This is a genomic window from Bacteroides sp. AF39-11AC, from assembly GCF_003474285.1.
In the GTDB taxonomy this organism is placed as follows: Bacteria; Bacteroidota; Bacteroidia; order Bacteroidales; family Bacteroidaceae; genus Bacteroides.
In genome coordinates, this window is the sequence record NZ_QROH01000008.1 from 202,420 (window position 1) to 217,145 (window position 14,726).

At 44.2% G+C, this 14,726-nt stretch carries 14 protein-coding genes; 10 read left to right on the forward strand and 4 right to left on the reverse strand.

The window, feature by feature from the left end; all coding sequences use genetic code 11:
• Positions 1 to 26: 26 nt before the first annotated feature.
• Positions 27 to 860, forward strand: a complete 834-nt coding sequence (locus tag DW036_RS18355) for a helix-turn-helix domain-containing protein (protein WP_118465674.1) — start codon at positions 27 to 29, stop codon at positions 858 to 860.
• On the opposite strand, the gene DW036_RS18360 is transcribed toward DW036_RS18355, so the two are convergent.
• From DW036_RS18360 to DW036_RS18375, 4 genes are all read right to left on the reverse strand, one after another.
• Complete coding sequence (locus DW036_RS18360; RefSeq protein WP_118465675.1) at positions 857 to 3,064, reverse strand: heavy metal translocating P-type ATPase; 2,208 nt, start codon at positions 3,062 to 3,064, stop codon at positions 857 to 859. The genes DW036_RS18355 and DW036_RS18360 overlap by 4 nt on opposite strands.
• Positions 3,065 to 3,222: 158 nt before the next feature.
• Positions 3,223 to 3,534, reverse strand: coding sequence for a heavy-metal-associated domain-containing protein (locus DW036_RS18365; protein ID WP_118465676.1), 312 nt, complete (start codon positions 3,532 to 3,534; stop codon positions 3,223 to 3,225).
• Between the two features lie 38 nt (positions 3,535 to 3,572).
• A complete protein-coding gene (locus DW036_RS18370) occupies positions 3,573 to 5,789 on the reverse strand; it encodes a TonB-dependent receptor (RefSeq protein ID WP_118465677.1) in 2,217 nt (738 codons plus the stop codon).
• A gap of 228 nt (positions 5,790 to 6,017) precedes the next feature.
• Positions 6,018 to 6,416: a hypothetical protein gene (locus tag DW036_RS18375; protein WP_118465678.1), complete on the reverse strand. Its 399-nt coding sequence runs from the start codon at positions 6,414 to 6,416 to the stop codon at positions 6,018 to 6,020.
• A gap of 139 nt (positions 6,417 to 6,555) precedes the next feature.
• Between DW036_RS18375 and DW036_RS18380 the strand changes: the two genes are divergently transcribed.
• From DW036_RS18380 to DW036_RS26200, 9 genes are all read left to right on the forward strand, one after another.
• Positions 6,556 to 7,416, forward strand: coding sequence for a DUF3298 and DUF4163 domain-containing protein (locus DW036_RS18380; RefSeq protein WP_118465797.1), 861 nt, complete (start codon positions 6,556 to 6,558; stop codon positions 7,414 to 7,416).
• A 17-nt stretch (positions 7,417 to 7,433) separates the two neighbouring features.
• Complete coding sequence (gene rsmG / locus DW036_RS18385; RefSeq protein ID WP_118465679.1) at positions 7,434 to 8,054, forward strand: 16S rRNA (guanine(527)-N(7))-methyltransferase RsmG; 621 nt, start codon at positions 7,434 to 7,436, stop codon at positions 8,052 to 8,054.
• A gap of 31 nt (positions 8,055 to 8,085) precedes the next feature.
• The gene (locus DW036_RS18390; protein WP_044533096.1) at positions 8,086 to 8,724 is read left to right on the forward strand and encodes an MBL fold metallo-hydrolase; all 639 of its coding nucleotides are present in this window, start codon (positions 8,086 to 8,088) and stop codon (positions 8,722 to 8,724) included.
• A gap of 19 nt (positions 8,725 to 8,743) precedes the next feature.
• Positions 8,744 to 11,590, forward strand: a complete 2,847-nt coding sequence (gcvP, locus tag DW036_RS18395; RefSeq protein WP_118465680.1) for an aminomethyl-transferring glycine dehydrogenase — start codon at positions 8,744 to 8,746, stop codon at positions 11,588 to 11,590.
• Positions 11,591 to 11,814: 224 nt separating this feature from the next.
• On the forward strand, positions 11,815 to 12,468 hold the full coding sequence (locus DW036_RS18400) for a hemolysin III family protein (RefSeq protein ID WP_118465681.1): 654 nt from the start codon (positions 11,815 to 11,817) through the stop codon (positions 12,466 to 12,468).
• Positions 12,469 to 12,572: 104 nt separating this feature from the next.
• Entirely contained in the window at positions 12,573 to 13,400 is an 828-nt protein-coding gene (locus DW036_RS18405) for an ATP-binding cassette domain-containing protein (protein WP_118465682.1), read from the forward strand.
• Between the two features lie 16 nt (positions 13,401 to 13,416).
• Positions 13,417 to 14,178: a hypothetical protein gene (locus DW036_RS18410; protein ID WP_118465683.1), complete on the forward strand. Its 762-nt coding sequence runs from the start codon at positions 13,417 to 13,419 to the stop codon at positions 14,176 to 14,178.
• 3 nt (positions 14,179 to 14,181) lie between these two features.
• Positions 14,182 to 14,550 (forward strand): GntR family transcriptional regulator, encoded by a 369-nt coding sequence (locus DW036_RS18415; protein ID WP_118465684.1) that lies wholly within the window; start codon positions 14,182 to 14,184, stop codon positions 14,548 to 14,550.
• A complete protein-coding gene (locus DW036_RS26200; RefSeq protein ID WP_255421318.1) occupies positions 14,547 to 14,669 on the forward strand; it encodes a hypothetical protein in 123 nt (40 codons plus the stop codon). The genes DW036_RS18415 and DW036_RS26200 overlap by 4 nt, the downstream gene beginning before the upstream one ends.
• Positions 14,670 to 14,726: the final 57 nt, after the last annotated feature.

Consider the following 14,726-nt stretch of genomic DNA (forward strand, 5'->3'; position numbering starts at 1 on the left):
ATTTGCCGACAGCAAAATGAAAAAAGATGAAACATAACTTCCCACAAGTAGATTTGCCGGTCGAAATGCTGGCATGGAGAGATGTTACAGAAGATATTCTGAATCTCTATCGCCAGTCGTGTCGATTGAAGGCTTGCATTTTCGCATTATGCACCGAAGGAACTATCAAGGCATCCATCAATCTGATGGAATATGAAATCAAAAAGAATGATTTGATTATCCTGATGCCGGGCACTATCATACAGCTCAATGAACAAAAAGAAAAAGTCCGGCTCTGCTTTGCAGGATTTTCCGCCCACTGTGTCAATGGCATCAATCTGCTACAAGCTACTATGGGTTCATTCTCCAAAATATGGGACAATCCGATTGTCAATGTGAGCGATACCATAGCCTCTTATTTTGTAGATTACTTCGCATTACTGACCCGGATATCTATCTCTCACCCCACCAGTACAGCAATGGCACAAAGCGTACTTCACAGCATTTTGCTGGGAATTAATACCCTCTATGCCCGTCGTCCGCAAAACATTCTTGCCAAAAGCCGTAAGGAGGAGATTTGCCATAAATTCGTGCAACTGGTTATTGAAAACTATATGACGGAACGGCGTGCCCAATTCTATGCCGACAAACTGGGAATCTCCCTGCAGCACCTCAGCACTACCGTAAAACAAGTAACTGGAAGGAATGTGCTTGATATCATTTCACATGTAGTCATCATCGACGTCAAGGCACGGTTGAAATCTACAGATATGACTATCCAGGAGATAGCCTATTCACTGAACTTCCCCAGTGCCTCTTTCTTTGGAAAGTACTTCAAGAGGCACATGGGGATGAGTCCGTTGGAATATAGAAATAGTTAGTATCTCAGTCGAAGGCTGTTCAATACCACCGATACACTGGAGAACGCCATAGCGGCACTTGCCAGCATAGGGTTCAGCAACAATCCGTTGATGGGATAAAGCAGTCCTGCTGCAATAGGAATGCCTATCAGGTTATAGATAAATGCCCAAAACAGATTCTGATGAATCAAACGTACAGTTTGCCGGGAGAGGTTGAATGCTTTCGGCAATAGTAATAGGTCCGAAGTCATGAGGGTTACCATCGCTACATCCATAGCAATATCAGTTCCTTTACCCATGGCAATGCTGACATCGGCACAAGCCAAAGCCTGTGAGTCATTGATGCCATCGCCTACCATCGCCACCGTCTTTCCTTGAAGCTGGAGCTGACGGACAAACTCTTCCTTGTCATCTGGCATAGCATCAGAAATGTATTGGATATTACCCAAGCGTGCGGCAACAGAAGAAGCAGTACGTTCTCCGTCTCCCGTCAGCATATATACATCAATACCCTGAGTACGAAGTTCGCGGACAGCTTCAACGGAAGTAGCTTTTATCTGGTCCTTGATAGCTACAATGGCAAGCAGTTCATTCTTACGTCCAAAGTAAATGATACTGCAACCATCCGATTCATACTGGGCCAGCATCTCTCCCAATACATCAGTAAGAGCGGCATGATAATCTTTCAATAGCTTATGACTGCCTGCCCAATACTCAATACCCTGATAAGAGACTTTGATCCCTTTTCCGGTAATACTTTCAAAACTGTCCAAAGCTGCAGGTTCGATATGCTCCTGTTCTTGCAGAGCAGTCACAATAGCACCTGCCAACGGATGTTCGGATTTAAGTTCGGCAGCCAGAAGAACATCTTTATAGTGTTCCTCCTGCGGCTGTGCCCATAACCATCCGGTAACAGTGGGATGCCCTTCAGTCAATGTGCCGGTCTTATCCAACACTACCACATTCACCTTTCGCATCTGTTCCAACGCAACAGCATCTTTTATCAGAATATGATGATCGGCAGCTTTACCAATACCTACCATCAAAGCTGTAGGCGTGGCCAACCCCAATGCACAGGGACAAGCAATCACCAATACGGAAACCGCCGATAACATGGCATGGGAAAGCATATCTACACCACCGAAGAACATCCAGATAAAGAATGTCAGTACAGACAAGCCCAATACTACAGGAACAAAGATACCTGTCACCTTATCCACAATACGTTGTACGGGAGCTTTACTGCCCTGTGCTTCTTGCACCATACGGATAATACGCGCCAGCACCGTTTCACTACCCACTTTCTCGGCACGAATAATGAATGAACCTTTCTGATTGATGGTTCCAGCCAATACATGCGAACCGGTCTTCTTTTCTACCGGGATAGGTTCACCGCTGATCATACTTTCATCAACATAAGAATCACCCTCGGTCAAAAAGCCGTCAACGGGAATTTGCTCACCGGGACGTACGCTGACTAGGTCGTCAATTCTCAGCTGTTCCAAAGGAATATCCTCTTCCTTACCGTTGCGCACCACGCGGGCTATCTTGGGTTGTAATCCCATTAGTTTGCGGATGGCAGTAGAAGTGTTACCTTTGGCACGCTCTTCCATCAACTTACCTGTCAGTACAAAAGCGATAATAACCACAGCAGCTTCATAATAAACATGAGGCTCCAAGCCACGGCTATACCAGAAATCGGGGAAAAAGGTATTAAAAACGCTAAACAGAAAAGCAATGGATGTACTCAGTGCAACCAAGGTATCCATGTTACTGCGTCCCAGACGAGCCTGTTTCCAGGCACCGGTATAGAATGGTGTACCGAACAACACCAGTACTGGAATAGCCAATACCATCTGTATTTCATTAGAATAGGGTACATGCATAAAGACCATGGAAAGCAACAGCAGAGGAATAGCAAATAACCACGCTCCTATCACCCGCCCTTTCAGGCGGCGGTAACGCTTCTGTTGTTCTTCCTCCTGACGCTCTTCGGCATGTTCTTCCTCAATAATGAGGTCATAGCCCGCAGCCAGTACGGCAGCACGAATTTCTCCGGATGTCAGCTTATCCGTCTCATAGGAGACAGACAGTGTATTGGAAGCAAAGTTGACCGAAGCATCTGTAATGCCCACCAACTTGCGAACGGTCTTTTCTACGTTATTGGCGCATCCCGCACAATGCATGTTCAGTACGGGAAACGTCTGTTTCTTTAAATTAGCCATATATATTGTTTTTATGATTTATCAAAATTAGCTGATAATTGTACAAGAATGGGAGGAATGATAATATAACAGGCTGAAAGGCTTATATGCCTATTGCAAATTATCATTCAGCCCATACTCATACAGTAAATAACAATCTCTACAGGCTGTTTGTTCGACTACTTCTTATCCTCTTGCTTCGCCTCCTTAACGAACTCAGCTTCGTAGTTGAACTTCTTGAAACCAGCTTTCAGTTTGTCTACATTTGTCTTTTCAGCATCGTAGGTAATAGACACAGTTTTTGTTTTCAAGTCTGTAGAGAATTCTTTTACTCCTTTCTCAAATTTAATGTTGCTTTTCACTTTCCGCTCACAGTTTTCGCAATGCATCTGTGAAACTTTAAAAACAGCGGTACGGATATCTTTTGCCATCACTGCTGTTACACTCAATAAAGCTACTACGAGGGCAGCCATCACTCTTTTTGTTTTCATAAATATCTCCTTATTTTGAGTTTATATAAAATTAGATTTTAGTTTCTTGCAAGGTTAAACCTCAACCCGATATATGCCTTAGCACCATGCATCGGTCCCCACACCATGGTAGCATCGAAGTTCTCTCCCCATGGATTAGAGGCATCAATTATCGGATTCTTCTGCTTAAAGTTCGTCAGGTTCTCACCACCGACATAAATAGACCAGCGACGGAAATAACGCGTTACTTGGGCACTAAGTTGCTGAAAGCTTCCATAACGGCGTTCCCACGAAAGACTGCCGTCAGCAAGTTCGTAAGGATCGGGCATCCTTCCACCCCCATTCAACTGAAGGGTAGCATCAAACTGCCATAATCCCAGAGGTGTCTGATAGGAAGCTGTCAATAAGCCCTTATACTTTCCGGTCAGTGGTTTCTCCATTAGTTTACCATTGTAGGTGGTCTTCGCATCTGTCAGACGGTAGGCTGCCGTAAGGTTGAAACCTTTGAAAAACGGATAACTTACCTCTACCTGAAACACATGCGAGTAAGAACGTCCATCCAGATTATAAAAGGCCACTTCATGCGGATTGCTATCCATATCAACAACCACCTGTTTCAGAAAATCCGTATAGTAATACTCGGCATTCACATTCAGTGTCTTGCCAAAAACAGGAATGTAAGTAGATACACTCGCTCCGTAATTCCACGCTTCCTCTTGATCCAGATGAGGGGCAATCTTCATTTTACGGCTGCTTGCCAGAAGATAGTTATTCTCCGCCAATACATGATTGGTACGGTATCCCTTACCGGCAGACAAACGAAAATGCAGATACTCATTCGGATTATACTTGACGTGTGCACGCGGTGTAACAAAGAAACCATGTTCGCTGCTGTAATCTCCCCGGATACCGCCCATCAACATCAACTGATCATTCAGATTGAATGTATACTGGACATATGCTCCCGGAACAGACTCCTTCACAAATTTCTTCGTCAATCCGTCTTCTACCTGATTTGTCAGCCGGTAATGCTGATCGTAACCATCATAATTGAAACTTAATCCCGTGGAAAGACTATGCTGCTTGCTGAACTCCGTCTCAAAAAGCAACGAAGCATAGAAATTGCTTTGGTCCACATCATACAGTTTACGTCCGTAAGTGGCATCCTGATTATGCAAGGTTCCCTGCAGAATCAAAGCAAGATTCGTGTTCTTTTCTTTATCGAAAATATAAGCATTCTTGGTGAAGGCTTCGTAACGGTTTGTCTGAATGCCTATTTCATATAGATCATGAGTAGGTGTCTGTCCATGAGCAGTCTGACCACTGTTACGGGTTTCATGCAAAGCCTTTATACCTGCCTGAAATACATAATGATCGCCCATATACGCCCATCGGTTCCAGAAGTTGTACTGCTCCACACGCGGAATATCCACAAAACCATCATCATTGGAGTCATGAGATTTCGTCTCATTTTCATAATGTGCCAGTAAAGAAGTACTCCAGCGCTTCGAAAGCTTCACTGTAGCATCCGCATTAGCTTCATACCGGTTTGTGCTGCTGGCAAAAAGATTTGCCGACACCCAATCCGCTTCCGGCAACTGAGGTTTCTTGAATTCTACATTAATTTGTCCGGTTATAGACTCATAGCCATTCTTCACGGATGAACTTCCTTTACTGACCTGTATACTCTGCATCCACGGTCCCGGCACATATCCTAATCCATAAGGAGCGGCTGCCCCACGGAAATTCGGAATATTTTCAGTCATCATCTGTACATAAGTGCCGGAGAGCCCCAGTAATTTAATCTGTTTGGCCCCCGTGGCAGCATCCGAATAGCTTACATCGACGGAAGGGTTTGTCACAAAACTCTCGCCCAGATTACAGCAGGCTGCACGTGTCAGTTCGGCACTACTGATCATATCTTCGTTCATCACACTGGAACGTAACTTCATAGTACCCATTTTACGGGTTACAATATTCACTTCACCTAATTCCACTCCTTCACGAAGCACAATCTCAAGTTGCTGATTGCCCTTATCCACATGTACCGTATCATTTTCAAATCCGATAAAGCTAACTACAAGCATATGGCTACGGGCAGGTTTATGAATAGAGAAGTTACCGTCTTCATTAGTGGTTGCACCTTCGGTTGTATTCATCCAGAAAACATTTGCACCCGGAATGGGTTCTCCGGCAGTGTCTTTTACAACACCTGTCACTTGCGCCTGCAAGTTCAAGGTTATGGCGAGAAAAAGAAAAATATATAAAAATCTCATTATTCTTAAAGTTCTATTAGTTCTTGCAATCATTTTAAATGACCTGCACCGTATTCTCTCCCTATCCGGTCCGTACTTGTTCCGTATCTATACGCTTGGACTTGGTACGGACTTGGTATGGACTTGACACGGAGTTGGTATGGTTAGGGTACAGTACCGACCCATATTTGAAAGAAATGAAGGTCTTTCAAACGTACAGGAGCAGATTCACTCCATAATAAGGGAATTCTAAATGATGAGAACAGAATAAAGAGCCAGATACTGCCTCGAACTGTCAGGATGTGGAGGTACATTATAGAACACCTCTTCCAAATCACCCGTAGGCAAGGAGTACTGGAAATCCGGCAATGCTTCACAGAGAAGTTGAATAACAGGTACGGCTATAACAGGGCTTTCACACGAGTATTTCACAAGGTCTACCTTATAGAAAGTAGCCGTACAGCCTTCATCCTTGCAAGATTTTTCCGGATTATGATGAGATTTGTGGCATTTAGCACAACCATTGGTGCAGCATGCCTGCTCTGTGGCGCAACGTGCACAACAATAGTGGACAATAGAAACTCCGGCCCCTGCATACACAACCGTCAGGGACAATAATACTGCCAATATGTAACGAAGTCTCTTCATATCTGATGCAAAGATAGGTAGATAAAAGCATTTATGCCTATTATTTTTTCATTTTTTATATGTTCTATTCGTTTATATGTCCTATATTTGTCGATAGCGAACTGAAACCGAAATGTTGAATTTAACGAAGAAAGTCCAAATGAAAAAGCAATATGTCAGCCTACTTGTCATTCTACTTGCGGCAAGTGGCTTTTTATTTTCTTGTGGTAACACCATGAACAAAAACGCCGGTGCGTTGGAGTTCGACAGTATACAGGTAAATGAGACTGCCCACCTGTTCGGAGATACAGCAAAGCCCGGATGTAACATTACCATCAACTTTGCCTATGCCAGTAAATCGTCCGACGAGAAACTGAAAGATAGCCTCAATACCTATTTCCTTTCTGCCTGTTTCGGCGATAAGTACATGACGATGACACCCGAAGAGGCTGTGCAAGCTTATAAAGAAACCTATATTCAGGATTATCTGAAAGATCTGGAACCGATGTATGCCAAAGATGAAGCGGAAAAAGAAGATTCAGTATCCATAAGTGCCTGGTACTCCTATTACAAAGGTGTAGAAGGCCATGTGCAATATTACAAAAAGCATCTGCTGGTTTACCGCATTGACTACAATGAATTTACCGGAGGCGCCCATGGCATTTATATGTCCACTTTCCTCAATATGGACCTGCGTACTTTGAGTCCGATACGCCTGGACGATATTTTTGTAGGAGAATATCAGGAAACGCTCACTGACTTACTGTGGAACCAACTCATGGCAGATAACAAGGCCACTACACGCCAGGAAGTAGAAGAAATGGGATATACAAGCACCGGAGACCTGGAACCAACCGAGAACTTCTACCTGAGTGAAAAAGGAATCACTTTCTATTATAATATTTATGAAATCGCTCCCTATGTGATGGGACCGGTAGAAATCACTCTGCCTTATGAAATCATGTCGCATTTACTGAGCGATGATACAATGGTATTGAACGAAGTGAGAAACGAGAACTAAAATCATAAATAACAAGCATGGAAATCATTTTAAAGTACTTCCCGGACCTCACAGAGACGCAGAAGCAACAGTTCGCGGCCCTCTATGACCTCTATACAGACTGGAATGCAAAAATAAACGTCATATCACGCAAAGACATCGAGAACCTGTACGAACATCATGTACTCCATTCACTGGGTATAGCCAAGGTTACCCGCTTCGCACCCGGTACCCATATCATGGATCTGGGAACAGGAGGAGGCTTTCCCGGTATTCCTCTTGCTATCTTATTTCCTGAAGTGAAATTCCACCTTGTCGACAGTATTGGAAAGAAGGTGCGCGTAGCAACGGAAGTAGCCAACAGCATCGGACTGGAAAATGTCACTTTCCGCCATGCCCGGGCTGAGGAGGAAAAGCAGTTATTCGATTTCGTTGTAAGCCGTGCTGTAATGCCGCTTGCCGATTTACTGAAAATCATTCGTAAGAATATCACTCCCAAACAACAGAATGCTTTGCCTAACGGACTGATTTGTCTGAAAGGCGGCGAGTTGGCCAATGAGGCTATGCCTTTCAAGAACAAGACCGTGATGTATGATCTGAAAGACTATTTTGAGGAGGAATTCTTTGAAACGAAAAAAGTGGTTTATGTGACGCCTTAATCACAGAAATAATGACTAACATATACCTATCATGAAAATAAAAAGGTTTGAGTTTAATATGTTCCCCGTGAACTGCTACGTTCTGTGGGACGACACCCTTGAAGCTACCGTGATAGACCCCGGTTGCTATTATGAGGAGGAAAAACAAGCGTTGAAGAACTTCATCATCAAGAATGGACTGAACGTAAAACATCTCCTCAATACGCACCTGCATCTGGATCATATCTTTGGAAACGCTTTCATGGTTAAAGAATTCGGTCTGCAAGTAGAAGCCAATAAGGCCGATGAATTCTGGATTGATGAAGCTCCGAAACAAAGCCGCATGTTTGGCTTCCATTGGAACGAACTGCCTGCGCCGATAGGGCACTACCTGCATGATGGAGACATCATCAGTTTTGGGAATACAACACTAGAGGCTATTCACGTGCCGGGACACTCACCGGGAAGCCTTGTTTATTACTGCGCTGCAGACCACTGTATGTTCTCCGGAGACGTACTTTTCCAAGGTAGCATCGGGCGTGCCGACCTCACCGGCGGCAACTTCGACGAACTGAAAGAGCATATCTGCAGCCGCCTGTTCGTATTGCCCAATGAGACAATAGTCTATCCCGGACATGGTGCTCCGACTACCATCGGCATTGAAAAGGCAGAAAACCCATTCTTCAGATAAACTTAAATTAAATATAGATATGAAAAGCGACCTATTAGCTTGCCGCCACATCGGCATCAGCGAGAAAGACGAAGAGAAAATGCTCCAAAAAATAGGAGTCGGCAGTCTGGATGAGTTGATAGATAAGACCATCCCTGCAAACATTCGGCTGAAAGAACCGTTGGCACTCCCCGAGCCCATGACAGAATATGAGTTCGGCCGACACATCACCCGGTTGGCGTGCAAAAACAAACTTTACACTACGTATATCGGCCTCGGCTGGTACAATACTATCACCCCCGCCGTTATTCAACGGAATGTATTTGAAAATCCTGTATGGTATACCTCTTATACTCCTTACCAGACAGAAGTTTCACAGGGACGCCTCGAAGCGTTGATGAACTTCCAAACAGCTGTCTGCGACCTGACTGGTATGCCGCTCGCCAACTGCTCCCTGCTGGATGAAGCCACTGCTGCCGCCGAAGCTGTCACTATGATGTATGCCTTGCGTCCACGCGATATGCAGAAATCCGGTGCAAACGTCGTGTTTGTAGACGAAAGCGTTTTCCCGCAGACATTGGCAGTAATGACTACACGCGCCATCCCGCAAGGTATCCAAATACGCACAGGAAAATATTCCGAGATGGAAATGACATCGGATATTTTTGCCTGCATACTGCAATATCCCAATGCAAGTGGAAATGTGGAAGATTACCGCACTTTTGTAGAAAAAGCTCATGCCGCCAACTGCAAAGTAGCTGTAGCCGCCGATATTCTGAGCCTTGCCCTGCTCACACCTCCGGGAGAATGGGGAGCTGACGTTGTATTCGGTACTACGCAACGACTTGGCACACCGATGTTCTATGGCGGACCGTCTGCCGGTTATTTCGCTACGCGTGACGAGTACAAACGTAACATTCCGGGACGTATCATTGGCTGGTCAAAAGACAAATACGGAAAGTTGTGTTATCGTATGGCCCTGCAAACCCGTGAGCAACATATCAAACGTGAAAAAGCCACTTCAAATATCTGTACCGCACAAGCGTTGCTGGCAACGATGGCAGGTTTCTATGCCGTATATCATGGACCGGAAGGCATTCGCACCATCGCCGAACGCATTCACAGCATTGCAGCATATCTCGAAAAGAACATCAACAAACTGGGATACAAACAAGTGAACGAGCAATACTTCGACACCCTACGTTTTGTATTGCCTGATACTGTATCTGCACAACAGATACGTACCATTGCACTAAGTAAGGAAGTCAACCTACGCTATTTTGATAATGGCGACGTAGGTATGAGCATCGATGAAACCACTGATGTAGCTGCTACCAATATACTACACTCTATCTTTGCCATTGCAGCCGGAAAGGATTGGACAAAGGCAGAAGATATTCCCGTAAACAGCACTATCAATAAAACCCTGAAACGTCAGAGTCCTTATCTGACGCATGAGGTATTCAATAAATATCATACGGAAACAGAGATGATGCGTTATATCAAACACCTCGACCGTATGGATATTTCCCTTGCACATTCCATGATTTCCCTTGGTTCCTGCACCATGAAGTTGAATGCAGCCGCAGAAATGCTACCTCTCAGTCGCCCCGAGTTTATGTGTATGCACCCACTTGTTCCCGAAGACCAGGCTGAAGGGTATCGTGAACTGATAAATAATCTTAGTGAAGAACTGAGAATCATTACAGGTTTTGCCAGTGTCAGTCTGCAACCGAATTCCGGTGCGGCAGGTGAGTACGCAGGTCTCCGCGTGATCCGTGCTTATCTGGAAAACATCGGGCAGGGACATCGGAACAAGGTGCTGATTCCTGCTTCGGCTCACGGAACCAATCCCGCATCAGCCATCCAGGCTGGTTTCACTACCGTGACTTGCGCTTGTGACGATCAGGGTAATGTAGACATGAACGACCTGCGTGCTAAAGCAGAAGAGAATAAAGAGGAGCTTGCCGCATTGATGATTACCTATCCTTCCACACACGGTATTTTTGAAACTGAAATTGTCGAAATCTGCCGCATCATCCACGATTGTGGTGCACAAGTATATATGGACGGTGCAAATATGAATGCACAGGTAGGTCTGACAAACCCCGGTTCTATTGGTGCCGACGTTTGCCACCTGAACCTGCACAAGACTTTTGCCTCTCCTCACGGTGGTGGTGGTCCGGGTGTAGGTCCTATCTGCGTAGCGGAACATCTGGTTCCATTCCTGCCAGGACATCCGTTATTCGGTAATCCTGTTAATGCTGTGTCTGCCGCTCCTTTCGGTAGTGCAGGTATCCTGCCTATTACTTACGGATATATCCGTATGATGGGTACGGAAGGACTGACACGTGCAACAAAAATTGCAATCCTCAGTGCCAATTATCTGGCAGCCTGTCTGAAAGATACGTATGGTATTGTATACCGTGGAGCTACGGGATTCGTAGGCCATGAAATGATATTGGAATGCCGTAAGGTACATGAAGAAACTGGTATCAGCGAAAATGACATAGCCAAACGATTGATGGATTATGGGTATCATGCTCCTACCCTCTCCTTCCCTGTTCACGGCACGCTGATGATAGAGCCTACGGAAAGTGAAAGCCTCAGCGAACTGGATAATTTCGTAAATGTAATGCTAAACATCTGGGAAGAAATTCAGGAAGTGAAAGAAGGCAAAGCAGATAAGGAAGACAATGTATTGGTGAATGCTCCGCATCCTGAATACGAAGTGGTTGCCAATAATTGGGAACATAGTTATACTCGCGAAAAGGCTGCCTATCCGATAGAGAGCGTACGCGAAAATAAATTCTGGATAAATGTAGCGCGTGTAGATAATACGCTGGGCGACCGCAAGCTGTTGCCAACGTGCTACGGGTGCTTCTAAGGTATCATCCACCAATAAAAAGACTCAACTCTCATAATAGTATGTCCCGTTTTGCCCCCCTTCTAATCCGCCAGTCTTACCCTGACGGATAGAAGAAGGCAGCGGGATTTTCTTTTACCCGGAAGAACAGACTCCTATTTTCATCCACCCAAAATTTGCATTCTACCCGAAAACGTCTACCTTTGCGAGGCGTTTTTTAATGTTCTGCTTATCCATCTCACCCAATGAATACAACCCGAAACAGAAAAAATAACGGACTTTTCTACACTAAAGGAGAAGAAAGAATAAATACACTGTCACATGCCGCAGGCATTCTGATGGGTATTATCGTGGGCACACTGTTTTTCATAAAAAGCGACGGAGAATTTTGGGCAACGTTCGGCATCTGCCTCTACTTGTTCGGCATGCTGGGTTCTTACATCTTCTCTACCCTTTATCACGCACTGAGATATCATAATCCCTGGAAAAAACGATTACGGAATTGGGATCACGCAGCTATCTACTGGCATATTGCAGGTAGTTATTCGCCCGTCACACTAATTGCACTGCGAAGTGAAGGTGCCTGGGGATGGGGCTTGTTCGGATTCGTATGGCTATGCGCCATTATCGGTACCATTGTGAGTTTCCGCAAAATGGAGGAACACAGCAATGTGGAAACCATTTGTTTCATTGTCATGGGCTTGTCCGTACTGGTTGCTTTCAAACCACTATATGCCGTTGCCGAAGGAACTTGTTACTGGATGATCGCCGAAGGTGTATGCTACATCACCGGGGCCGTATTTTACTCTTTCCGACAGCGATATATGCATTCCGTTTTTCACTTCTTTGTACTGGCAGGCTCAGCATGTCACATGGTGGCGGTATGGCTGATTCTATAAAATAATATGCTAAAACATATTAATTAAAGTCTCTATTCCTTGCTTTTCTCACCAGCATCATTTACGTTTGCAGTGTTGTACATCAGTACAACACCAAAGAAGTTATGATAAAGATAGAGAATGTAAACTACGGATATAAGTCTAAACAACCTATTTTCAACGATATATCTTTGGAAGTAGGTAGTGGAATATACGGATTATTGGGAGAAAATGGGGTAGGAAAAACCACACTGATGCATCTCATCTGCGGACTTCTTTTCCCATGGAAAGGTGAGTGTAAAATCGATAATTGTAATTCTGCCCAAAGAAGTCCGGAATTACTGAGCCACTACTTCTTTCTGCCGGAAGAGATGCAGATGCCCACTGAAAGCATTTATCAGTTTGCCGCCCATCATTCAGTTTTCTATCCTCATTTCAGTCGAAAAGAATTTGAGCAGAACCTGGAAGAATTACACATTGACGGAAAACAGAAACTGTCTACTGTCTCCTACGGACAGCAGAAGAAAGCAATGTTGGCCTATGCCTTAGCCCTGCATACTCCCCTCACCCTGCTTGATGAACCTACCAACGGACTGGACATCACTTCCCGGCAGACTTTGAAGCGCATTATCAGTCGTAGTGTGGATGATGAAAGCACCTTGCTCATCTCTACCCATCAAGCACATGATTTTGAGAATCTACTGGATCATCTGATTATCCTTGGCGAAGGGGAAATCTTATTAAACCACTCACTGGACGAAATCAGTGAACGGTTACTCTTCGTCCGGACGGCATCCTTACCCGAAGATAGTCTTTATAGCGAACAAGACTTGCACGGCTATTTCTCCATCTTATCCAATGAAGAAGGAGAAGAGAATACAACAGATATTGAATTACTGTATAAGGCAATGCTGCAAGAACCGGAAAGAATTAAAATGATATGGAACGAATAAATGATAAGAAGAAATTATGAATGCAACCTTTAATCTGAAACGTTTCTTCCTATTGGAGAATTATAAGAAGCAAGAAACCGGAAAACACTTGTTATGGAGCGCAGGTATTGTTCTGGGAATTTGCCTTCTTTGTATGATGTACGACATAAATAAAGGGATGAGTTATTACACCGAACACACGCAAGCCAATAGCTTTTGCCGTTACATCTTGTGGTTTCTCTGCATCGCTCCTTGTCTGCTGGAACCAAGTATTACCAAGCACAATTCCACCCTTTACTTGTTGTTGCCCGCTTCCGCTTTTGAAAAGTTCCTTCACTTGTGGATAAAGTATATACTCATACTTCCCATATTTTGTACGCTACTAATATTAGGAATCAAAGCAATACTTATTTTATCGGGTACCGACTATCTGTCACATTTTGGTAATCACATTGAACTTCATATTATTCAAAACGACCAGATTCTGACATATAGCCTGCTGCAAGGTACCTTCTTTATTGGTTGTATAGCCTTCAAACAGCAAAAACTGATAAATTCTTTTATAGTCTTATGCGCCTGCTTCATAGCCTTCTTTGGAATCATACTTTCCATAAGTTTATGGGAACCTGCCGACAGCCACGGATACTGGATAGCAAACATATCCTATCCGATATATAACTTTCCAATGAACAGTACGGGAGAAGCCATCATTGCTTTTTGCAATTATGCCACTCCACTCTTATTCCTCATCGGAACATGGGTCTCGGGTTACTTCCTGCTCAAAGAAAAACAATTGTAAGCCATGGAGTTTAAAACCAATAAACCTATATACCAACAGATTGTGGACTTCTGTTTCAGCAAGATACTGACCCGGGAGTGGCAAGCGGAAGAACGGGTAGTCTCGGTTAGGGAACTCTCCGCACTGCTTGCCGTGAACTCACGCACCGTAATGAAGGCTTATGAATATCTACAGGCGGAAGACATTATTTATTCGGAGCGGGGCATGGGATTTTATCTGGCAAAAGATGCGGTAAAGAAGGTGATGAAAATACAAAAGAAAGAATTCTTCGATAACCAACTGGCCGATGTATTCCTAAACATGGAGTTACTCGGCATCAGCATAGATGAAGTGATAGAACGATATAATAAACTTAAAAATAGCAGTTCATGAAGAGAAACGCAAAGATTGCATTATGGATTACCTTCGGACTCCTCTTCGTGCTCATCATAGTTAAAGTTTTTACTCTGGTGTACGAACTGAATTCTGCTGTACAATCCCAACTTTCATAGTCTCGACGCCGAAAGTATAAACATCTGAAATACAAATTATAAAATCTTCCCTGACAG